A 21,623-nucleotide genomic window follows, 5' to 3' on the forward strand; every position below is an offset into this window, starting at 1 on the left:
CCCGAGAACATTCGCAACCAAGTGTAAGCAGTTGTAAACGTCGTTACTCGTTAGTCGTGAATCGATAGGGGTGCGCGAATGAACCTCACCCTAACGAATCACGAATAACGGTTAACGGCTTCATTCACCGGATTTATGCCAAAGATTACCTGTTATGCGCTCGTATGAATTTTAATTCAGCGCCAAAACCCCTATAATTGCGCCAAAATTTTCACCCCCAATTTCACTCGCATAGCAAAGTAGAGGTAATCTGTGCTGCAAGACTATCGTAAGCATGTAGAAGAGCGCGCTGCTGAAGGCATCCCACCGAAGCCACTAACAGCAGAACAAGTCGCAGATCTAGTCGAATTATTGAAAAACCCACCCGCTGGCGAAGAAGATTTTCTCGTTGAGCTGATTTCTGAGCGCGTGCCTCCGGGCGTTGATGAAGCTGCCTATGTTAAAGCCGGCTTCTTAGCGGCCATCGTTAAAGGCGAAGCGACCAGCCCAGTGATCAGCAAAGATGCAGCTGTATCCTTGCTCGGCAATATGCACGGCGGTTACAACATTGTCACTTTGGTCGAACTGCTTGATGACGCTGAATTAGGCGAACTTGCTGCAGCAGAGTTGAAGCACACCTTGCTGATGTTCGATGCGTTCCACGACGTGGAAGAGAAAATGAAAGCCGGCAACGCGCTGGCGAAAGAAGTGATTGAGTCTTGGGCAGAAGCTGAGTGGTTTACTAGCCGCAACGAGCTGCCTGAAGCGATTAAAGCGACTGTGTTCAAGGTCACTGGTGAAACCAACACCGACGATTTGTCGCCAGCCCCTGACGCTTGGTCACGCCCAGACATTCCATTGCACGCCAAAGCCATGTACAAAATGCCACGCGAAGGCGTCACTGACGCGGCAAAGCAAATCGAAGAATTGAAAGAGAAAGGCCATCCGGTTGCTTTTGTCGGCGACGTAGTCGGTACCGGCTCTTCACGTAAATCAGCCACCAACTCAGTGTTGTGGTTTATCGGTGAAGACATGCCTGGTACGCCGAACAAGCGTGCTGGAGGTATCTGTATTGGCGGCAAGGTCGCACCTATCTTCTTCAACACCATGAAAGATGCAGGCGCATTGGTGTTCGAAGCAGACGTTGAAAAAATGAACATGGGCGATGTGATTACCATCTACCCATACGCAGGCAAAATCGAGAACGAAGCGGGCGAAGTTATCGCTGAATACGACTACGCATCGCGCGTCATTCTTGACGAAGTGCGTGCGGGCGGGCGGATTAACTTGATCATCGGCCGTGGCTTGACTGAGAAAGCGCGTGAAGCTTTGGGCATGGGCCCTTCAGACTTGTTCTTGAAGCCAGAACAGCCAGCTGATTCAGGCAAAGGCTTCACCCTTGCGCAGAAAATGGTTGGTAAAGCATGTGGTATGGACGGCGTACGTCCAGGTACCTATTGCGAACCGAAAATGACCACCGTTGGTTCACAAGACACCACCGGTCCAATGACCCGTGACGAACTAAAAGACTTGGCTTGTTTGGGCTTCACTGCCGACTTAACCATGCAGTCATTCTGTCACACCGCGGCGTATCCGAAGCCAGTGGATATCGAAACGCAGCATACTTTGCCTGACTTCATTATGAACCGTGGCGGTGTTTCGTTGCGTCCAGGTGACGGTATCATCCACAGCTGGTTGAACCGTATGTTGTTGCCAGACACCGTAGGTACCGGCGGCGACTCGCACACGCGTTTCCCACTCGGGATTTCATTCCCTGCAGGTTCTGGTTTGGTGGCGTTTGCTGCGGCGACGGGCGTCATGCCTTTAGACATGCCAGAGTCAGTATTGGTGCGCTTCAAAGGCGAAATGCAGCCAGGTATTACGTTGCGTGACTTGGTGCATGCGATTCCTGCATTTGCGATTAAAGAAGGCTTGTTGACCGTTGAGAAGCGTGGCAAGAAGAACATCTTCTCTGGCCGTATTCTCGAAATCGAAGGTCTTGACCATTTGACCGTAGAGCAAGCGTTTGAATTGTCGGACGCTTCGGCGGAGCGTTCAGCTGCCGGTTGTACGATTAACTTGTCAGAAGAATCAGTTGCTGAATACCTACGTTCGAACATCACCATGTTGCGTTGGATGATCAACGAAGGCTACGGCGATGCGCGTACCCTTGAGCGTCGTGCACGGAAAATGGAAGAGTGGTTGGCGAACCCATCACTGATGCGCGCTGACGCCGATGCTGAATACTCGGCTGTCATCGAGATTGATTTGGCGGAAATTAAAGAGCCAATCGTTTGTTGTCCGAACGACCCAGACGACGCTAAGTTTTTGAGCGAAGTAGCTGGTGATAAAGTTGACGAAGTGTTTATCGGATCGTGCATGACCAACATCGGTCACTTCCGCGCCGCCGGTAAATTGCTTGAGAAAAACTCAGACGAACTGAGCACGCGTTTGTGGATTGCGCCTCCGACCAAAATGGACGAAGCACAATTGCGCGAAGAAGGTTACTACAACATCTACGCCAACAACGGCGTGCGTACGGAGATGCCGGGCTGTTCACTGTGCATGGGTAACCAAGCACGCGTCGAGCCAGGTGCGACCGTACTGTCGACCTCAACGCGTAACTTCCCGAACCGCTTGGGTGACGGCGCCAACGTTTACCTGACCTCAGCTGAACTCGCTGCCGTGGGTGCGATTCTTGGCAAACTGCCAACGCCTGCTGAGTATATGGAATACGCCGCCGATATTAATTCAATGGCTGGCGAAGTTTACAAGTACCTCAACTTCGACCAAATGGATGCGTTCCGTGCCGCAGAAGCTGCCGCGAAACAGAACATCATCCCGACCATCGAAGTAGCGTAAGCGGCGTATTATATCCATTTCGATATACTCATATCGTTTTAAGCATAAAGCGCGACCTCACCGGTCGCGTTTTTTTTACCCCCTAGAAAGGGCAGCCCTTTTTAGCTGGTTTTTGGGGTTAGAAAGGGCAGCCCTTTTTAGCTGGTTTTTGGGGTTGCAGGCCTTTAGATTTGGGTAAGTCGTCGATGTGAATTTTGCAGGTAGAGCAGTGATAAAAACGCTGCGAAAAATGGCACATTCAGGCGCTCGTTGATGCTTTCGGTGTGAACAAAATTGGCCTTGGTATTGAGTTCAACGATTTGCACTTTATTCTGCTGTTGAAACAACAGGTCGATGCCAATCAGCGCGTATCGATAGGGTGAACTTGCGGTAATTAAGGGCTCGAGTATGGGCTTTATCTGGGCGATGGCGCTGTAAATAGAGGCTATTTTTGCCGGGTAGTCGGGTAGGTCAGCGAGCGTCGCCATTTTCACGCAGCCGTCGGGCTGGTGATAGTCGGCGTGGTCGACTTGTGCAGCAAAATCAGTTGAGGCAGCGTCAAATGGAACCCCATGAATCATCACAAAACCATCATCGAAGCAATAGACCTGCTTATTAAATACAAACACATACGCACGTGCAGTATATTTGCGCCCTTCGAGGAGCTCCAAGTCGGTAATTTGCGTTTGTAAAATATGATGGTCAGGTAGCTGTAAATCTATGATGTTGCGATGTTTAATACACTGAATACCTCGTCCACCGGTTGAATAACTGGGCTTCATAAACCAGATATCGTCGGCGTCCCGCGATAATGTCTGTGCTTCAGCAACAGATTCAAAAGAGTATGGAACTAAGTGTCCTTCCAGACCCAACCTCTTTGCCTCGCGCACGAGAAACTTCTTGCTATCAACGCGTTGCAGCACAGCATTACTTACCAATCGAAATACGTCAGTGTTGACTGCCGGGTGGTCGCCGTAAAAGACATCCCAGTAACTAAAGGGGCGCAGGTGACGTAAAAGCGCAAACTGTAATGACAATTTGCGCATCGCCTCTTCAACAATCCGTGTCGCTCGGTTGGCGTAAACTTTAGGATAAATGAAGTCCACTGAGTGCCTCCGCGAGGTGTCGGTAGCCCGGTGACACTAGCTTTACTCCTAAATCTTGAAGAATTTAATGGTTAAGGGGTAGTCCTGAACAATCCCGTCTTTGGCCCGTATCGCGCCAATAATGGCGAAAACCACGTGACAAATTGCCAACGCAAAGGCCATCGCAAAGCCAATAAGAATGAACATCAGTATTACGCTAACGACGCCGTAAATGAAGGCGGAAATAATCCAGTTAAAAACAACTTTGCCGTTGGCATCGATGTAGGGGTTAGTGTCGCGTTTTACCAGCCACATCACCAGCGGAACAATCAAACCCGCGAACGGAATTAAGTAGCCAGCAAGCTGCGACAAATGCAGCAGCATCGCGTAATTACGGTCGTCTTCACTCGGACCATTGAGGACGACTTCTTCCCTTATAGGTTCCATAACATTTCTTCCTTTTGTTTGTGTTATTTCCCTAAGAGTTGACGTTTCTACCCAGATTGTCAACGTTTTCAGCGAGTACCTAAGAAAGGGCTGCCCATTCTTTTGCGGGGCGCACAAAAAAGGAGGGCTGCCCCTCCTATTGGTTTTTGCGGTGGTGGAAAAGGCGAGGGCTAGACTTGTGAGTCAATCCAGTCGCGCACTTGCGTCTCCAAGACATCCAGCGGGATGCTACCGTTTTTCAGCACTTGGTGGTGGAATTCGCGAAGGTCAAAAGCATCCCCCAAGGCGTCTTCGGCTTCGGCGCGTAACTGCTTGATCAGCATTTCGCCTAACTTGTACGACAACGCCTGACCAGGCCACGTGATGTAGCGGTCGATTTCAGTACGCACGTTGTGCAAGCTGAGCGCGGTGTTCGATGCCATAAAGTCCATTGCACGTTCACGGCTCCAGCCCATAGCATGCATGCCGGTATCGACGACTAAACGGGCGGCGCGCCACATTTCATAGCTCAAGCGACCGAAATCACTGTAGGGATCTTGATAAAAGCCCGCTTCTAAGCCGAGCCACTCAGAATACAATCCCCAACCCTCACCAAACGCTGAAATATAGGTTTGTTGGCGATAAGATGGCACACCCTCAAGCTCTCGCGCCAACGCGATCTGTAGGTGATGTCCCGGTACGGCCTCATGCAGCGTTAAGGCTTCAAGTTGGTATAACGGACGGCGGTCCAAAGCGTAGGTGTTGACCCAGTAAAAACCCGCACGGTCGTCGCGCGCCGAACCTGAGTAACGCCCGGTGGTGTATTTCGGTGCAATTTCGGCAGGCACTGGCTCAACACCATACGGCTGGCGCGGCAGCAACTTAAAGAATTTCGGCAGCTGACCGTCCATACGCTTGGAAATATAAGCGGCTTCCTTCAACAGCTCTTCAGCTGAAGAAGGATAAAAACGTGGATCATTGCGTAAGAAGTCGACAAATTCCTCGAAGCTACCCTCGAACCCAGTTTTCTCAATCACCACGTCCATTTCATTGCGAATACGTGCGACTTCCGCTAAACCTTTTTCATGAATCTCTTCCGGTGTTAACGACAAAGTGGTGAAGTGCTCGATGCGGTTTTGGTAGTACGCTAAGCCATCAGGCAAAAATGACGCGCCGACAGTATCACGGCAATTCGGCAAGTAGGTCATTACCATAAAGTCAAAATACGCCTGATAGGCTGGCAACACCTCGGCGTCAATTACTGAGCGCGCCTCATCTTGCAAGGCTTTCCACTCGGCAGCCGAAACGAAGTGCGGGCGCTCACCGGCGAGCGGTTCAAAAAACACGCTGTCGTCAGGTGACTGCACGATAAAAGCGGCAATACTGTCTTCGAAACCTGCCATAGCCGCGGCCGGTTGGGTATAACCTTCTGCCATGCCGCGCTCAAGCCATGCCGTTTGTTCTGACATGTAACGCGGTATCGAACTTAATTTGGCGACATAATCTTGGTAATCCGACAAGGAACGGAACGAGGTGCCGCGCACCATAAACGACAAGTTACTATGAAAGCCACCTTCCGCATTCAAAGGCATGTAATGTTCGTTAAAGTCATAACTGTCGACTTCATTCTGTAGCCGGTAAGTTAGCATACGCCAATTAATAAATTCCGCGTCTGATAGCGCCTCGGCATCAATCGCCAACAATTCATTCAGCCATGCCCGTTGTTGCTCGGCACGCTCAGCCACGGCTTCGGGGGTCATGCTCGGTAGCGTCCGCGAGGTATCCTCACCGGCATCTTGCATTTCTTCCCAAATGCGCGACGCCATGGCAGTAAAACGCGCGTCCTCAGCAGCTGAAGCAGAGGCGACAACCGGCGCCTCCGAGCCAGAAGTAGTAGACGAGCTAGATGCTCCAGACGCACTTGGCGTACCCGCGCAGCCCGCTAAAGCCAAGGCCACAGCAACGGCCGTCAATGAATTCGTAAAGCGCTGAGGGAATCCCATAATTACTCCGTTTAATTTTTGATTTCTTTCGGATATTCTTTGCTACACTGACTGAACAGTTTAAAACGGCAAACTAACACTGCAATACTATTGCGATAAACTAGCACAGTTCTTCGAGAAATAACCGCATTTGAGGAAGCTCATGGCGCAAGCGCAGAAAGGTATTTACGCTGAACCCAGTTTACATGGCATCACTTTGCAATTGAACGTTATGACAGACGATGTCATCAGCATTCGGCGTAAGCTTGCCCGCATTCCAGCCATGCTTGATGAACTTGATGAGCGTTTCTCAGAAGCGTTACTTACGGGCTACGTCGCAATTGGCAGTGATTATTGGGACATTCTTTATCCGCAACAGCGACCACCGCAGTTCGGTAATTTTCCTGATTTGCGTGACGGTGATCGGCAAGCCCCGCGCGAGCCGGTCGATTTGCTCATCACCATTCGCTCCGACCGTTTCGACGTTAACTATTTTAGTGCCAGAGCCATTCTCGAATGGCTTGGTCATGATGTCGAGCTGACAGAACAAACGCCCACCTTTCGCTTTATGGACGGTCGCGATCTCACCGGCTTCATCGATGCGCCGGAAAATCCGCGCGGCATTAGAAGACGTCAGTTGGCATTGATACATGCTGACGATGACCCAGTATTTGCTGGTGGTAGTTATTTGTTCGTGCAAAAGTTCCGTCATGATCTGCGTCGTTGGGAACAACTCGATCAAGCTGCGCAAGAGCAAATTATTGGCCGCAAAAAACTAAACGGTGAGCGCATTAGCGAAGCGCAACTCAGTGGCGTCTCGCACACCCAAAAAGCGCGCTTACAGAACGAACAAGAGCAGTCGCTGCATATGTTGCGGCAAAATATGCCGTGGGGCGACATGCGCGAGCAGGGTCTCATGGGGATGTACTTTACGGGGCAGCCGCGGGACGTTATCCAATGGCTGAAACAGCGCTATATTGCCGACCAAAACGGTGATTATGATCCGCTACTGGATTACATCGAAGCGGTCACTAATGCTTGTTATTTCGTGCCGTCACTCGATTTTCTCACGGGCGAGATTTAACCGCTAAGAGACGTTTTCAAACAATTCACGTACTTTAGCAAGCGTAAAGTCGATTTCTGATACTTTTACTGGCGCAATGAAAATTGTATCGTCACCGGCAATAGTGCCAAGCACGCCTTCTTTTTGGCCGACCGAATCGAGCAAGCGCGCAATCAGTTGCGCCGCGCCTGGCGAGGTACGGATAATGACCATGACATCATTGTGCTGAATATCCAAAACCAATTGCGTTAATGGTGCACGGGTCGACGGAATGCCGAGCTCGGCAGGCAGACAGTACACCATTTCTTGGCGCGCGTTGCGGGTACGAACAGCGCCATATTTACTCAACATGCGCGACACTTTTGATTGGCTAATATTATCAAAGCCTAATGCCTTCAACGCGTCTACTATCTCGCCTTGCGAGCCATAACGTTCTTCTTTTAGTAACGCTTTAAATGCATCTAACATCGCATCTGGTTTGCCGTGCGCCATGACTTAATCGTCCCCTCGAAATGACCAATCCACGCAGTCTAGCGCAAATTAACCTGAACGCCTAGCAAGCCGCCGACTAAGCCGCTAAGCAAGCCTATGTCTGGTTGTAATTTCGGCGGTTTTGCAGTAGTCTTTCGGCACCTAAATTTTCCCCAATAACTGGATGGAGTCTGAGATGAAAGTTGCAGTTTTAGGTGCAGCCGGCGGTATCGGCCAAGCACTCTCATTACTTTTGAAAACCCAATTACCTGCTGGTTCTAAGTTAGCGCTGTATGACGTCGCACCAGTTGTTCCAGGTGTTGCTGTTGATCTCAGCCACATCCCAACTGCGGTTGCAGTGAAAGGCTACGGTAAAGACGATCTTGCTCCTGCACTTGTCGGTGCTGACATCGTGTTGATTCCAGCCGGCGTACCACGCAAGCCTGGTATGGACCGTTCTGACTTGTTCAATATCAACGCTGGAATCGTTGCTAATTTGATCGAAGCAATTGCTGACAACTGCCCAAATGCAGCGATTGGTATCATCACTAACCCAGTTAACACGACAGTTGCGATTGCCAAGCGCGTACTTGAAAAGAAAGGTGTGTACAACAAGAACAAATTGTTCGGTGTGACCACGCTTGACGTAATTCGTGCGGAAACTTTCGTGGCCGAATTGCACGGTATGAACCCGTCAGAAGTAACTGTACCGGTCATCGGCGGCCACAGCGGCACCACCATCCTGCCGTTGTTGTCACAAACCGGTTTGAGCTTCACTGACGAGCAAATCGAAAGCCTCACGAAGCGCATCCAAAACGCCGGTACTGAAGTAGTTGAAGCAAAAGCTGGCGGCGGTTCAGCAACCCTGTCAATGGGTCAAGCCGCAGCGCGTTTCTGCTTGTCATTAGTGAAAGCACTGCAAGGCGACGACAGCGTTGTAGAATGCACTTACGTTGAAACTGACGGCCAAGACGCGTTGTTCTTCGCCCACCCAGTGCGCTTAGGTCCAAATGGCGTAGAAGAAATTCTACCTTATGGCGAGCTCAGCGCTTACGAAGAAAAAGCTAAAGCTGCCATGTTGGACGGCCTCAAAGGCGATATCCAAACTGGTTTAGACTTCGTTCAATAAGAGTGAATGACGAATAACCAAACGACGCCGGGTTTGCGCTATGCACCCGGCGTTTTTGTATAAGCCCTCCTATCAAGACAGCTAAGAGTGCACCGATGCAGTTATTTGGCTTAACCATTCCGACCGACCGCAAAGCTCTGCTACCAACGCTCAGTATTGCAGTGTTGTTGAGTTGCGTGATGCTACTACCGGAGCAGTGGCGTGCTGCGCTCATTATGCAACGCAGTGCAATCAGCGACGGCGAGCATTTGTGGCAATTGCTGAGTAGCAATTTTGTGCATTGGGATGGCGCCCATCTCGGCCTTAATTTGTTGGGTTTGCTGGTGTGTTGGAGTCTGTTCATCGACCATCAAAAAGGCTGGCGTCCATGGTTGTGGTTGCCGGTGATTATGCTCAGCGCAACGAGCGCACAGTTTTTCTTTGACCCGACGGTTGAGTACTATGCAGGCTTTTCTGCCACATTGTATGGCATGTTCGGCTATTGCGCGCTGCATGATGTGTTGCATAAACGCTGGCTTGGAGCACTTATCCTTGGCGGGGTAGCGGGTAAGGTCATCTTCGACCTAGTGTATTTGCCCGCTGACAGCGGTATCGCTTTTGCAGCGCATGCAGGTGGCCTCGCGGCTGGACTTCTACTAGCGTTTCTTTGTAAAATCTTAACCTTAAACCACAGCCAAAGTGTGACATGAAGTTAACCGAAATCAATGCGTTAATGGCGGCCGATATGCAGGGCGTCAACCAGCTTATCAGCCGTGAACTCCAGTCTGACGTAGCCCTCATCAATCAGCTCGGTCTTTATATTGTCAACAGTGGCGGCAAGCGGTTGCGACCGTTACTCGCGGTAACTGCAGCGCGGGCCGTTGGCTATGACGGTGCAGGGCACTTAACTCTCGCTACCATTATCGAATTCATTCACACCGCCACACTGTTGCATGACGATGTCGTAGATGCTTCAGAGTTACGCCGCGGCAAAGAGACCGCCAATGCGGTGTTCGGAAACGAAGCCAGTGTACTGGTCGGGGATTTTCTCTATACCCGTGCATTTCAGTTGATGGTGACGCTGGACTCGATGAAGGTAATGAAAATTCTCGCCGATGCGACCAATATTATCTCGGAAGGCGAAGTATTGCAGTTAATGAACTGTAACGATCCAGATACCACCGAGGCGAGCTACTTTGATGTCATTTACGGTAAAACCGGCAAATTATTTGAGGCTGCCACGCAACTCGGCGCGGTGCTAGCCAATCAATCCCAGCAGGTTGAAGACGCGCTTGCCGCTTACGGGCGTCATTTAGGTACTGCGTTCCAATTGGTCGACGATTTGCTCGATTACACCGCCGACAGTGACGTCATGGGTAAGCAAGCCGGTGACGATCTTGCCGAAGGCAAACCAACCTTACCCTTGCTCTACGCCATGTGGCACGGCAACGAAGAGGAGTCTCAACTGATTCGCAAGGCGATAGAGCAGGGCGATGGCCGCGAGCATTTGCAAACCATTCTCACTGCCATGCGTCGAACCGGGGCGCTAGACTACACGCGGGATCGGGCTTTGGCTGAGGCCAAGTTGGCGCAGCAGCAGTTAGAGGTTCTTCCAGCCTCGCAGCATCGCGAAGCGCTGTACGCCCTCGCCGCCATCGCAGTCGACCGCGTCGCCTAAACAACGGTTATTCGTTAGGGGTGCTCGTTGGGTCCTCACCCTAACGAATAACGAATAACGCCCTTTACTCCCGCAGGGAGTTTGTTTATAATTCGCGCCCTAATTTAAATCTAACGTGCCCGCAAGGGTGAATCGGAGAAGAGTATGTACGCAGTATTCCAAAGTGGCGGTAAGCAACACCGTGTTACTGAAGGCCAAATCGTCCGCCTGGAAAAGCTGGAAGCGGCCACTGGTGAAGTGGTTGAGTTCGACCAAGTATTAATGCTGTCGAACGGTGACGACGTGAAAATCGGCGCGCCTTTTGTTTCTGGTGGCTCTATCAAGGCGGAAGTAGTCAACCATGGTCGTGCAGACAAAGTGAACATTATCAAGTTCCGTCGTCGTAAGCACCACATGAAGCGTCAAGGTCATCGTCAGTGGTTCACTGAAGTGAAAATCACTGGTATTAACGGTTAATTAAGGAGTAACGACACATGGCACATAAAAAAGCTGGTGGTTCAACCAAAAACGGTCGTGACTCAGAAAGTAAACGTCTGGGTGTAAAACGCTTCGGTGGTGAAGCAGTATTAGCAGGTAGCATCATCGTGCGTCAACGTGGTACTAAATTCCACGCTGGTGACAATGTTGGTATCGGCCGTGACCACACTTTGTTCGCATTGGCGGACGGCAAAGTTTCTTTTGCGGAAAAAGGTCCAAAGAACCGCAAATACGTTAGCATCGTTACTGAATAAAATTCAGTCCGCTAACTGAAGAACAAAGAAACCCCGTCGGCAGTGGCGGGGTTTTTTTATACGGGTAGGTAGGAAATCATGAAGTTTGTAGATGAAGTCGAAATTCGCGTTGAAGCAGGCGACGGTGGCAATGGCACAGTTAGCTTCCGACGGGAAAAGTATGTCCCCAAAGGTGGCCCCGATGGTGGCGACGGTGGTGATGGCGGCGACGTTTATCTAGAAGCCGACGAAAACCTTAACACCTTGATCGATTATCAGTTCGAACGTATCCATCGCGCCCAGCGCGGCCAAAATGGTATGGGTAAGAACTGTACCGGTAAACGTGGCGAAGACTTGGTGCTCTATGTGCCAGTGGGTACCCGTGCTACCGACCAAGATACCGGCGAAACGCTCGCCGATTTGACCAAGCATGGCATGCGTCGCATGGTCGCGAAAGGCGGTTTCCATGGTCTTGGTAATGCGCGTTTTAAAAGTAGTACCAATCGAGCACCACGCCAAAAAACCATGGGTACGCCAGGTGAAATTCGCCCGCTGAAGCTCGAGCTGATGTTGCTCGCCGACGTGGGACTGCTGGGCATGCCAAACGCGGGTAAATCAACCTTTATTCGTTCAGTTTCTGCAGCTAAACCGAAAGTAGCGGACTATCCGTTTACCACCTTGGTACCAAACCTTGGTGTTGTGCGTCCAGCGCCACACGCAAGCTTTGTGATTGCTGACATTCCGGGCCTTATCGAAGGCGCGGCTGACGGCGCGGGGTTGGGGATTCAGTTCTTGAAGCACCTTGAGCGCTGTGGCCTGCTGTTGCACCTCGTTGATTTAGCACCGTACGATGGCACCGATCCTGCCGAGCAAGCCGTTACTATTGTGCAAGAGCTTGAGCGTTATAGTCCAAAACTAGCGGACAAACCACGTTGGTTAGTCGTCAACAAAATCGATTTATTGACCGAAGAAGAAGCCGCAGAGCGCCTTGAGCAAGTCAAAGCTGCGCTCAACTGGGAAGGTCCGGTCTATCAGATCTCGGCGTTGGCGAAAAAGGGCACTGAAGATCTCTGTAAGTCCATCATGACCTACCTTGAACAATTACCGAAAGCCGATGAAGTCGAAGACGAAGCGCCGGTAACCAAAGAGTTCAAGTGGGACACCTATCATCAAGAGCAGCTTGACGGCTACGACGATGATGACGATGATGATGACTTCGACGATGATGACTACGACGTAGAAGTCATTTACCAAAAATAAACACGTTAATCGTTATTCGTTAATCGTCAGGGGCGGTAACCGTGCCCTTTCTCTAGAATAACGAGTATCGATTAACGAGTATCGATTAACGAGTAACGAGTAACGGTGTTTACATGCGGATTGCTTTGATTGCTGCCATGGCGCGAGATCGCGTCATTGGCAAAGACGGCGCCATGCCGTGGCACCTACCAGCTGAACTCCAACACTTTAAACGCATCACCATGGGCAAGCCGGTCGTCATGGGCCGAGCGACCTATGAATCAATCGGTCGTCCCTTACCTGGACGCCTCAACATTGTCTTGAGCCGCAAATATCAACAACCCTTTACTGACGAAAAAGGTGTGGTCTGGGTGAACAGTCCCGAGCAAGCAGTGCAACAAGCCGGTGAGTGCGAAGAGCTCATGGTGATTGGTGGTGGTCACGTTTATCAAGAATTTTTACCGCACGCGCACCGTTTGTATTTAACTGAGATCGATGTAGCGGTCGAAGGCGATACCTGGTTCCCTGATTTTCATGCAAGTGGAAACTGGGAAGTTCGTGAGCAAATCGAGCATCCGGCCGACCACGAAAACCCCCATGCATTCGCGACGCTTGTCTATGAACGCAATGATGCGTAGGTTAAACGTTTTCAATGTAAATGAAACGTAAATCGACTTGCGTGTTTTAACAATTTATTCCGTTGTCAGGGCTTTTGGCTCGAGGTAGCATGATTCGGTAAACATAGAACCGAGGATGTTTAATGAAGCGACTCATTGCAACATGGTTGGCTGCTGCAACAACAGCCGCAATGTTGACGCCTTCAACTCAGGCCCTGACAGCAAAGAATGTCTTTGAATCTTCTGATTTGGCATTGCTGTTCTGTACCTATGTGCGCAACAACGATACCTTGCGTTTACAGCACAAACTACGTGATTTACGCATGCGTCTGCGCGATGTCTATCCGCAAGTCCGTTGTAATGGCGCTTCGCTCATCCAGTTTGCCATGCAAAACAACTCTAACGATATTGGCGCTTTCATCGCCCGCAGTGTGAATCCAAGTGATATACAAGAAATGGGTGATATGGAGTGGGCCGAGCAACGTGACATGCTACAGAGCACCATCGGTCAGACCCTACAGCAACGCCTGAACCTCAAACAGTAAGTATTACGCCACATTTCTTTACAGTTTTCCCTCTTTCGGCATTCGGTCGAAGCGTATAGACTAACCACATTCGTTACAATTGGATAACAATGCATGAAACACATCATTGCTCCGCTTGCTTTGCTAGCGACCAGTCTCGCGCTTAGTGCTCAAGCGCAAACGGACCCAGCACCGCAAGCGGCTACAGCGCTCGAAACTGAACAATGCTATCTGAAAGGTATTTCGGAGCAAGTGCAGTGCGGAACACTGCAAGTTCCAGAAAATTATGAGCAACCCGATGGCCAGAAAATTGGCATTCACTTCGCAGTGTTACCAGCTATTAGTGAGAATAAACGCCCGGATCCCTTGCTCATCCTCGCCGGGGGACCAGGGCAAGCAGCGACCGACTTGGCGCAGATGATTGATCGGATATTCACTAGCGTGCGACAGCAACGCGATATCTTATTGATTGATCAACGCGGTACGGGAAAGTCGAACCCGTTGCAATGTGACATGACCCATGTTGAAGAACTGGTTAAAGCTGACGACGACATCGATTTAGCGCAGGTCGCACGCGACTGTCTTGCTCAATATGAGAACCAGCATGACTTGACGCAGTATCACACCGTCAATGCCATTCGCGACTTTGAAGCGGTGCGCAAAGCGCTCGGTTACCAGCAAGTTAATCTTTATGGCGGTTCTTATGGTTCCCGTGCGGGTTTAGTTTATTTACGTGAAGCGCCGGAGTCTGTGCGAGCAGCGGTATTAGATGCCCTCGCGCCAGTGCAGGTAGTGGTCGGTCCGTTCGGGCGCCATGGCGCTGCATCCTTTGATAAGTTGCTTGCTAACTGTGCTGCTTCGCCAGCTTGTAGCGAAGCATTTCCACGACTTGATGAAACCTATCAACAACTGATGGCAACGCTGGAGCAAAATCCAGTGCCGTTGACAGTGCGTGATCCGCTCACCAATGAGCCGGTGGATATTTTATTAACAGCGGGGCGCCTTAGCTCGGTACTGCGGGTCGGTTTGTATCATCCGACCACGCGGCAGATGTTGCCGTTTGTCATTCAGCGTACCGCAGAGGGCGATTACATGCCATTGATGGGCCTGTTTGGCAGTACTATGGCGCAGTCTGAACTCTATATGGGGCTGATGCTCAGCGTCTTGTGTAGTGAAGATTTACCCCGCGCCACTCCTGAATTGCTTGCGGCGGATGGTGATAACACCTTTATTGGCAGTCGCACCGGCGACGCTTTTGTCGAGATGTGTTCGGTGTGGCCTACCGCAGAGCGTCCGGCGAGTTGGTTTGCACCTGTGGTCAGCGCTACGCCTACTTTGTTGCTGTCTGGTGAGCTTGACCCGGTGACGCCGGTCGCCTGGGGGAATGAGGCTGCTGCAACCTTGAGTAACAGTCGGCATTTAGTGGCGCCACGCGGTGCGCATACCATTGTCGGCCACACCTGTGCCAACAAACTTGCTGCGCAATTTATTAAAGATCTCGATCTCGATGCGCTCGACGCCAGTTGCCTTGACCAGCAACAAGCGCAGCCATTTATTCTAAATAGTAACGGCAAAGGATTATAAGAGAGTCCACATGATCGAAGTAAAATCATTACAAAAATCCTTCGGTAAAGTGACGGCTCTAGATGGCTTAACATTTAGCGCCCCTGAAGGGCAAATTACCGGTTTGCTAGGTCCTAATGGAGCCGGTAAAACCACCTGTTTGCGTACCATTTATGGCCTGCTGAAAGCTGACACCGGCGAAGCCCTTATTGATGGCATCGATGCCAGTAAGAGCCCGCTAGAAGCGCGCCGCAAAATTGGTATATTCCCCGACAAATTTGGTTTATACGAGCGTCTCACTGCGCGCGAACAGATTGCATATTTCGCAACCTTGCATGGGATGGCGGGAGACAGCGGTGCGGCTGCGGTCGAAGAGGTGATTCAACGACTCGATATGAGCGCCATTGCTGATCGTCGTGCGACCGGGTTCTCGCAAGGTCAACGGATGAAGGTAGCGCTTGCGCAAGCCATTGTTCATCGTCCGAAGCATCTGATTTTAGACGAGCCAAGTCGCGGACTCGATGTTATGAGTACGCGGATTTTGCGTGATTTATTACGAGAATTAAAAGCGCAGGGTACCAGTATTTTGTTTTCCAGCCACGTTATGCAGGAAGTTGCAGCACTGTGTGATCAAGTTGTAGTGGTCGCAGCCGGCAAAGTTGCGGCGCAAGGCACACCAGATGAGTTATGTGCTCAGACAGGTGAAACCGCGCTCGAAGAAGCGTTTGTCAAAATTATCGGCACTGACGAGGGTATCGCAGCATGACATCACCCATTTCCATAGTGCTTCGTAAAGAGCTTAAAGATGCGTTGCGCGATAAGCGTTCGGTCATGGCTGCCATGTCTTATGCTTTCTTTGGTCCGTTACTGATGGCGGTTGCGTTTTACGTGTTGATTAGTCAACTCACCGATACCAGCGACGTCAAAATCGAAATCCAAGGTGCCGAACACGCACCGGCCTTTGTCGCACACTTAGAACGCCAAGGTGTGGTGCAGCGCGATGAACCTTGGCCAGAAGGCCAACAACCCATAGTGCTCGAAATTGCTGAAGGCTGGGATGAAAATATCGCTAGCGCACAGCCTGCACGGGTTACTTTGACTGCTGATTTCTCATCGCAAAAACAGCGTACAGACATTCGTCGAGTGGAGCAGGCCGTTGAAGGCTACACCGCACAACTCACCTATATACGTTTGCAGATGCGCGGTATTGATCCGCTAATTACGCAAGGGGTGAATTTGGTCAAGCACGATACCGCGACTAAGGGTTCGAAAGCTGCGATATTGATGGGAAGCGTGTTGATCTTCATCTTATTATCGGTGTTTTTCTCGGGCATGAACGTGGCAATTGATATTAGTGCTGGTGAGCGCGAGCGTAACTCACTCGAGTTATTACTCTCACAGCCGCTAACGACGGATCAGCTGGTGTGGGGTAAGGGCTTAGCGGCATCCGCATTTGCCATGTTCGGTGGTATTTTAAGTGCTATTTTAATCCCAATTATTTTTAAATTTTTACCGCTCCATGAAATCGGCATGAGCGTGTCGCTGGCCTGGCCGTTGATCTTGTTGATTATTGTGCTGCTGGTGCCATTAGCACTATTTGCGACCGCACTGCAATTGTTTGTGTCCTTCCGCGCCAAGAGCTTTAAAGAAGCGCAAACGTACATTTCGCTATTATTGATGGCGCCCATGCTAGTGGTCTTTGGCGTCGAATTTGCGCGCGTGAAGAATCAAATTTTGTATTATTTGCCGCTCACCGGCCAGCATCAAGCGCTGCTGGATATTATTAAAGGCGAGCAGTTGAATTGGGCTGGAATGGGCATCAGCGCCGCAGCAACTGTAGTAGTTTCGGTACTGTTGTTTAAATTGATTAGCCGCATGCTGAGCAGCGAGAAAGTGGTCTTCGGACTGTAATTCTCGCCGCTATGGTTTACAGACTGCGCCAACGCGCTAACTGATAGAATGCCCATTGCCCCACACGTCGTAAGTGGGGCAATGGGAATTTTGGTAAGCCAGACTGATAAAAAGGTAGCTCCGGAAGCTTCTCCCCCATCGCTAATTCTGCCAAGCGCTGTCCCGCAATCTGCGTAAAGGTTACACCCGCACCACAATAACCCATGCTGGTATAGACGCCTGCGGTGGGACTGTAAATGCGCGGGTAGTTGTCGAGTGCCACGCTGACCCAGCCACTCCAATAATAATCGACCGGCTCTTGGCTTAGCCGTCGTAACGCTGGGAAAGTGCCGCGCAACGCTTCTAACAAGTGTCGTGCATAACGCGGATGATGCGCATCTTTACCGCGAATCGCCCCACGGCCACCAAACAACAAGCGACCATCCGGCAACAAGCGGTAGTAGTATTTAAGTGTGCGTGTATCCATCACCAGATCTTGCGTACTGACACCAATCGCTTGGCGTTCATCGCGCGTTAGCGGCCGGGTAACAATCACACTGGAGAGTACCGGTAACGTGCGACCATGAATACTGCTGTGCAAGTGGTTGGGGGTGTAGCCGTTACTGGCAATTATGACCTTTGTTGTGCAAATGCGTCCTTTAGCGGTGTGTAAGCGCTGCTGTTCACCCACCATATCCCAGTTCTGCACTGGTGCATTTTCAACCAAGGTCACGCCCGCTGCGGCGGCCTGTCGTGCGACTGACGCGTGCAATAGCACTGGGTTCAGGCCAAAACTCTGCGGATAATGAATGGCTGCATGTGCTTGCGGACTGTGCACACGTGCTTGAATCGCTTCGGCATCAAGCCAGCGTGTCTTTGGTTCAAACTGTTGCAATACTTGGTAGGTGGCTTTTAAGCCCTCGATAGCTTTCGGCTCGTGCGCGATTTTTAAGTAGCCACCACGCTGCACTTGCAGTTGCTCGGGGCAATGCGCAAGGTGCTGTTCGAGTCGCTCGAATGCGCGCTGGTATTCACCTTGTATGGCCTTGGCAACGTCGGTACCACAGCGCTTTTGCCAATCGCCATAACCGAGTCGCCCGGTGCCCGGCATCGCAAATCCGGCATTGCGGGTGGAGCAACCCCAACCTAACTGATTGGCGTCGAGTACCACGACCTGTTGTTGAAAGCGTTGGGCGAGTTCGAGTGCGGCATTGAGACCGGTGTAACCGGCACCAATCACAACAATATCGGCATGCTCTGGAAGAACGTTAGCAGCTGTCGGGAGCTTAGTTTGCGTATGCGCCTGCCAATAGCTGCGTACGTGCGGTTGTGCTGCACGGGGAAAACTATCGACAAGCGGATCATACATGGCGTCTTACTCGAAACGTAAAATCATCTCACCAGCGGTGCAGTGACAAATGCCATCACAGACTGGACAGTGATAGCCACCATGAATTGATAACTCGTACCAGCGGTCTGGATGTTCGGCAATCATCTCGCCACCGCACTTGGTAAAGTAGGAGTATGCACTATTATTCGGGCTTTGCATCCAAATATGCGCAAGCCCCGCGCGGCATCCTAATTGTTTAGCCGCTGCAATAGATCGTTCCAGCAAGCCACGACCAATGCCCAGGCCACGGCTAATGTCAGCCACGGCGGCGCATTTGAAATAGCACATTTGCTCGGCGGGTACTGGCCAAGCAGCTGGCGTGCAATAGTCATCGATATCCCATTGGCCTGGGGCAAAAGTCAGTCGAATACCGGCCAATTGGCCGTTAACGAAGGCGAGCCAATTCAGGTTGATACCCTCTTTCTCGCCACGTTTAACGTAGTCAGCTAGATTTTCTTCGGTAAGGTAATTATCGCCGTGAACGATATTGCCCAATTCAATAACGGCCGCGTGATCGGCGGCCGTTAGTTCACGGTAGGTAACTACCGGAGTTGTTTGCGTCATCTTTGACACCATTCATTAATAGCGATAGTCGTCAGATTTAAATGGACCTGCAACGTCGACGTGAATGTAATCGGCTTGCTGCTGGGTAAGTTTGGTAATGACACCACCAAAACCTTGCACCATGTAACGCGCGACTTCTTCGTCGAGTTGTTTGGGTAACACTTCGACGCGTAGCTTGTCAGCTTTTTCGGCTGCCGGCAAGTCAGCAAACTTCTGGTCGAACAAGTGCATCTGTGCCAGTACTTGGTTGGCAAATGAACCGTCCATGATACGACTTGGGTGACCTGTCGCATTACCTAAGTTGACCAATCGACCTTCTGATAACAGCAATAAGTAATCGTTGGCATCATCGCTACGGTAGATTTTGTGCACTTGAGGCTTCACTTCTTCCCAACGCCAGTTCTGACGCATGTAGAGCGTATCGATTTCGTTGTCAAAGTGACCGATATTACAAACCACCGCGGTTGGCTTGAGTGCCGCTAGCATGTAACGGTCACAGACGTTGACGTTACCGGTAGTGGTGACCAGCAAATCGATGTTTTGTAGCAAGTCTTTGTTGACCGTTGAGCCATCGCCTCGGTTGATGCCATCGATGTAAGGCGAAACTACTTCGTAGCCGTCCATACAAGCTTGCATTGCACAAATTGGGTCGATTTCGGTAACACGCACGATCATGCCTTCTTGGCGTAAGCTTGCTGCTGAACCTTTACCAACATCGCCATAACCGATGACCAAAGCTTTCTTACCAGAGAGTAAATGGTCAGTCGCACGTTTGACGGCATCATTCAGTGAATGACGGCAACCATATTTATTGTCGTTCTTCGACTTGGTAACTGAGTCGTTCACGTTAATTGCTGGCACTTTCAAGGTACCGTGCTTCAGCATTTCGAGCAGACGGTGCACACCAGTAGTGGTTTCTTCAGTGATACCGTGGATTTTGTCCAGCATTTGTGGATATTTGTCATGGATCAACAGGGTCAAGTCACCACCGTCGTCCAAAATCATGTTGGCGTCCCACAGCTCGCCGTCTTTGTGACAGGTTTGCTCCAAACACCACTCGTATTCTTCTTCGGTCTCACCTTTCCAAGCGAATACCGGCACACCAGCGGCCGCCATCGCAGCTGCAGCATGATCCTGAGTCGAGAAAATATTGCACGATGACCAACGCACTTCGGCACCCAGTTCAATCAAAGTTTCGATGAGCACTGCGGTTTGAATGGTCATATGAATGCAGCCGATAATGCGTGCGCCTTGCAGCGGCTTTTCGGCAGCATATTTGCGACGAATGGTCATCAGTGCTGGCATTTCTGATTCGGCGATGGAAATCTCTTTGCGGCCCCAGTCGGCAAGGCCAATATCCGCAACTTTGTAGTCGTTCATAAATCCTCACTTCGTTCGCGTTATTCGTTAATCGTTAGGGTGAGATTCCGTTGAGCACCCTCTAACGAATAACCAATAACGAGTAACGGCTTTTAATTGAATTCGGGTTCGTGCTGGAGCTTGATAAGCAATTGCTGCTGCTGATCAAGCGTTAATCGTGGACCAAAATTAGCCACTACAGTCGCCGCCGCATGACTTGCTAACAACCCACAAGCTGCCAGAGAATAATCACGCGTAAGACCATACATCATCGCGCCAGCAAACATATCACCGGCACCGTTAGTGTCGACGGCTTTTACTGGTACGCCAGGAACTGCAACTTGGCGCACTCCATCACCTAATAAAGCACCATCTTTACCGAGCGTGATAGCCACCAGCTTGGCGTGGCGTTGTAATTGCTGTAGTGCTTCCTGCACGTCGTCAGTACCCGTAAGAATGCGCGCTTCTTCTTGATTACAGAACATTACATCGACACCACCGGCAAGTATTTCTTGGATACCGTCGCCGAAGTACTTCACCATTGCCGGATCGGAACAGGTCATGGCGATTTTAGTGCCGTTGGCACGCGCCACTTCCTTCGCGCGTGCAATGGCTTCACGGGCCACCGGTGAGGTGACTAAATAGCCTTCGATATACAAATATTCGGCACGTGCAATTGCGTCTTCATCGAGTTCCGCGATACTTAAATCGGCGGTAATACCTAAGTAGGTACGCATGGTACGTTCGGCATCAGGTGTGACCATCACCAAGCAACGGCCGGTTTTGCCTTCATGCTTCTGGCTACCAGTATTGGTGGTGATGCCAATGTTCTCTAAGTCTTCGCAATAGAACTTGCCAGCTTGGTCGTCGGCAACTTTACAACAGTAGAAAGCTTTGCCGCCAAATTGCGCGAAACCCACCAGTGAGTTTGCGGCGGAGCCACCACCTGATTGCTTTTTCAACTCGCCGCGTTTTGCCAGTTCGGCAATCAAGCGTTCTTGTTCGCTATCTTCGATAAGGGTCATCATGCCCTTTTCGATTTGATGCTGCAGCAAGAACTGGTCAGTCACTTCAAACTCTTGGTCGACCAGCGCATTGCCGATGCCGACGATATCAATTGATTCCATGTGATAC

21 protein-coding genes are annotated in these 21,623 nt (G+C 50.7%); 13 read left to right on the top strand and 8 right to left on the bottom strand.

Annotated elements, in window-relative coordinates; translation table 11 throughout:
• Window positions 1-252 precede the first annotated feature (252 nt).
• Window positions 253-2,841: a bifunctional aconitate hydratase 2/2-methylisocitrate dehydratase gene (gene acnB / locus IDAT_RS05160; RefSeq protein WP_034731423.1), complete on the top strand. Its 2,589-nt coding sequence runs from the start codon at window positions 253-255 to the stop codon at window positions 2,839-2,841.
• Between the two features lie 164 nt (window positions 2,842-3,005).
• On the opposite strand, the gene IDAT_RS05165 is transcribed toward acnB, so the two are convergent.
• The 3 genes from IDAT_RS05165 to IDAT_RS05175 all read right to left on the bottom strand — a co-directional run bounded on the left by IDAT_RS05165 (window position 3,006) and on the right by IDAT_RS05175 (window position 6,334).
• Complete coding sequence (locus tag IDAT_RS05165; RefSeq protein ID WP_034731425.1) at window positions 3,006-3,926, bottom strand: ATP-grasp domain-containing protein; 921 nt, start codon at window positions 3,924-3,926, stop codon at window positions 3,006-3,008.
• Window positions 3,927-3,974: 48 nt separating this feature from the next.
• A complete protein-coding gene (locus IDAT_RS05170) occupies window positions 3,975-4,352 on the bottom strand; it encodes a DUF4870 domain-containing protein (RefSeq protein WP_034731426.1) in 378 nt (125 codons plus the stop codon).
• 170 nt (window positions 4,353-4,522) lie between these two features.
• Complete coding sequence (locus IDAT_RS05175) at window positions 4,523-6,334, bottom strand: DUF885 domain-containing protein (protein WP_034731428.1); 1,812 nt, start codon at window positions 6,332-6,334, stop codon at window positions 4,523-4,525.
• A 142-nt stretch (window positions 6,335-6,476) separates the two neighbouring features.
• Here IDAT_RS05175 and IDAT_RS05180 point away from each other — a divergent pair, with 142 nt between their 5' ends.
• Entirely contained in the window at window positions 6,477-7,397 is a 921-nt protein-coding gene (locus tag IDAT_RS05180; protein WP_034731430.1) for a Dyp-type peroxidase, read from the top strand.
• Window positions 7,398-7,400: 3 nt separating this feature from the next.
• Here the strand turns inward: IDAT_RS05180 and argR are convergent, their stop codons facing one another.
• The gene (gene argR, locus IDAT_RS05185; protein ID WP_034731431.1) at window positions 7,401-7,868 is read right to left on the bottom strand and encodes a transcriptional regulator ArgR; all 468 of its coding nucleotides are present in this window, start codon (window positions 7,866-7,868) and stop codon (window positions 7,401-7,403) included.
• A gap of 175 nt (window positions 7,869-8,043) precedes the next feature.
• Between argR and mdh the strand changes: the two genes are divergently transcribed.
• The 11 genes from mdh (at window position 8,044) to IDAT_RS05240 (ending at window position 17,197) form a co-directional block, all read left to right on the top strand.
• Complete coding sequence (gene mdh / locus IDAT_RS05190) at window positions 8,044-8,976, top strand: malate dehydrogenase (protein ID WP_034731433.1); 933 nt, start codon at window positions 8,044-8,046, stop codon at window positions 8,974-8,976.
• A 95-nt stretch (window positions 8,977-9,071) separates the two neighbouring features.
• On the top strand, window positions 9,072-9,665 hold the full coding sequence (rrtA, locus tag IDAT_RS05195; RefSeq protein WP_034731436.1) for a rhombosortase: 594 nt from the start codon (window positions 9,072-9,074) through the stop codon (window positions 9,663-9,665).
• Window positions 9,662-10,633 carry an octaprenyl diphosphate synthase gene (gene ispB, locus IDAT_RS05200; protein ID WP_034731439.1) on the top strand — a complete coding sequence of 324 codons (972 nt, stop codon included), beginning with the start codon at window positions 9,662-9,664 and terminating at the stop codon, window positions 10,631-10,633. The genes rrtA and ispB overlap by 4 nt, the downstream gene beginning before the upstream one ends.
• A 144-nt stretch (window positions 10,634-10,777) precedes the next feature.
• Window positions 10,778-11,089 carry a 50S ribosomal protein L21 gene (gene rplU, locus IDAT_RS05205; protein WP_034731443.1) on the top strand — a complete coding sequence of 104 codons (312 nt, stop codon included), beginning with the start codon at window positions 10,778-10,780 and terminating at the stop codon, window positions 11,087-11,089.
• A gap of 17 nt (window positions 11,090-11,106) precedes the next feature.
• A complete protein-coding gene (rpmA, locus tag IDAT_RS05210; protein ID WP_034731445.1) occupies window positions 11,107-11,364 on the top strand; it encodes a 50S ribosomal protein L27 in 258 nt (85 codons plus the stop codon).
• A 78-nt stretch (window positions 11,365-11,442) separates the two neighbouring features.
• The gene (gene cgtA, locus IDAT_RS05215) at window positions 11,443-12,603 is read left to right on the top strand and encodes an Obg family GTPase CgtA (RefSeq protein WP_034731447.1); all 1,161 of its coding nucleotides are present in this window, start codon (window positions 11,443-11,445) and stop codon (window positions 12,601-12,603) included.
• Window positions 12,604-12,716: 113 nt separating this feature from the next.
• Window positions 12,717-13,220, top strand: coding sequence for a type 3 dihydrofolate reductase (gene folA / locus IDAT_RS05220; protein WP_034731449.1), 504 nt, complete (start codon window positions 12,717-12,719; stop codon window positions 13,218-13,220).
• 122 nt (window positions 13,221-13,342) lie between these two features.
• A complete protein-coding gene (locus IDAT_RS05225; RefSeq protein WP_051986596.1) occupies window positions 13,343-13,744 on the top strand; it encodes a DUF3718 domain-containing protein in 402 nt (133 codons plus the stop codon).
• Between the two features lie 93 nt (window positions 13,745-13,837).
• Window positions 13,838-15,307 carry an alpha/beta hydrolase gene (locus tag IDAT_RS05230; RefSeq protein WP_034731453.1) on the top strand — a complete coding sequence of 490 codons (1,470 nt, stop codon included), beginning with the start codon at window positions 13,838-13,840 and terminating at the stop codon, window positions 15,305-15,307.
• A 10-nt stretch (window positions 15,308-15,317) separates the two neighbouring features.
• Complete coding sequence (locus IDAT_RS05235) at window positions 15,318-16,052, top strand: ABC transporter ATP-binding protein (protein ID WP_034731454.1); 735 nt, start codon at window positions 15,318-15,320, stop codon at window positions 16,050-16,052.
• Window positions 16,049-17,197, top strand: a complete 1,149-nt coding sequence (locus tag IDAT_RS05240; RefSeq protein ID WP_034731456.1) for an ABC transporter permease — start codon at window positions 16,049-16,051, stop codon at window positions 17,195-17,197. Before IDAT_RS05235 ends, IDAT_RS05240 begins: the two co-directional genes overlap by 4 nt.
• Window positions 17,198-17,213: 16 nt before the next feature.
• Here the strand turns inward: IDAT_RS05240 and IDAT_RS05245 are convergent, their stop codons facing one another.
• The 4 genes from IDAT_RS05245 to IDAT_RS05260 form a co-directional block, all read right to left on the bottom strand.
• Window positions 17,214-18,545, bottom strand: coding sequence for an NAD(P)/FAD-dependent oxidoreductase (locus IDAT_RS05245; RefSeq protein ID WP_034731458.1), 1,332 nt, complete (start codon window positions 18,543-18,545; stop codon window positions 17,214-17,216).
• A 6-nt stretch (window positions 18,546-18,551) separates the two neighbouring features.
• The gene (locus IDAT_RS05250) at window positions 18,552-19,130 is read right to left on the bottom strand and encodes a GNAT family N-acetyltransferase (RefSeq protein ID WP_034731459.1); all 579 of its coding nucleotides are present in this window, start codon (window positions 19,128-19,130) and stop codon (window positions 18,552-18,554) included.
• A 15-nt stretch (window positions 19,131-19,145) separates the two neighbouring features.
• Complete coding sequence (gene ahcY / locus IDAT_RS05255) at window positions 19,146-20,510, bottom strand: adenosylhomocysteinase (protein ID WP_034731461.1); 1,365 nt, start codon at window positions 20,508-20,510, stop codon at window positions 19,146-19,148.
• Between the two features lie 92 nt (window positions 20,511-20,602).
• Window positions 20,603-21,616, bottom strand: a complete 1,014-nt coding sequence (locus IDAT_RS05260) for an adenosine kinase (RefSeq protein WP_034731463.1) — start codon at window positions 21,614-21,616, stop codon at window positions 20,603-20,605.
• Between the last annotated feature and the right edge of the window lie 7 nt (window positions 21,617-21,623).

Origin of the sequence: Pseudidiomarina atlantica (assembly GCF_000753735.1) — a bacterium.
Lineage (GTDB): Bacteria > Pseudomonadota > Gammaproteobacteria > Enterobacterales > Alteromonadaceae > Pseudidiomarina > Pseudidiomarina atlantica.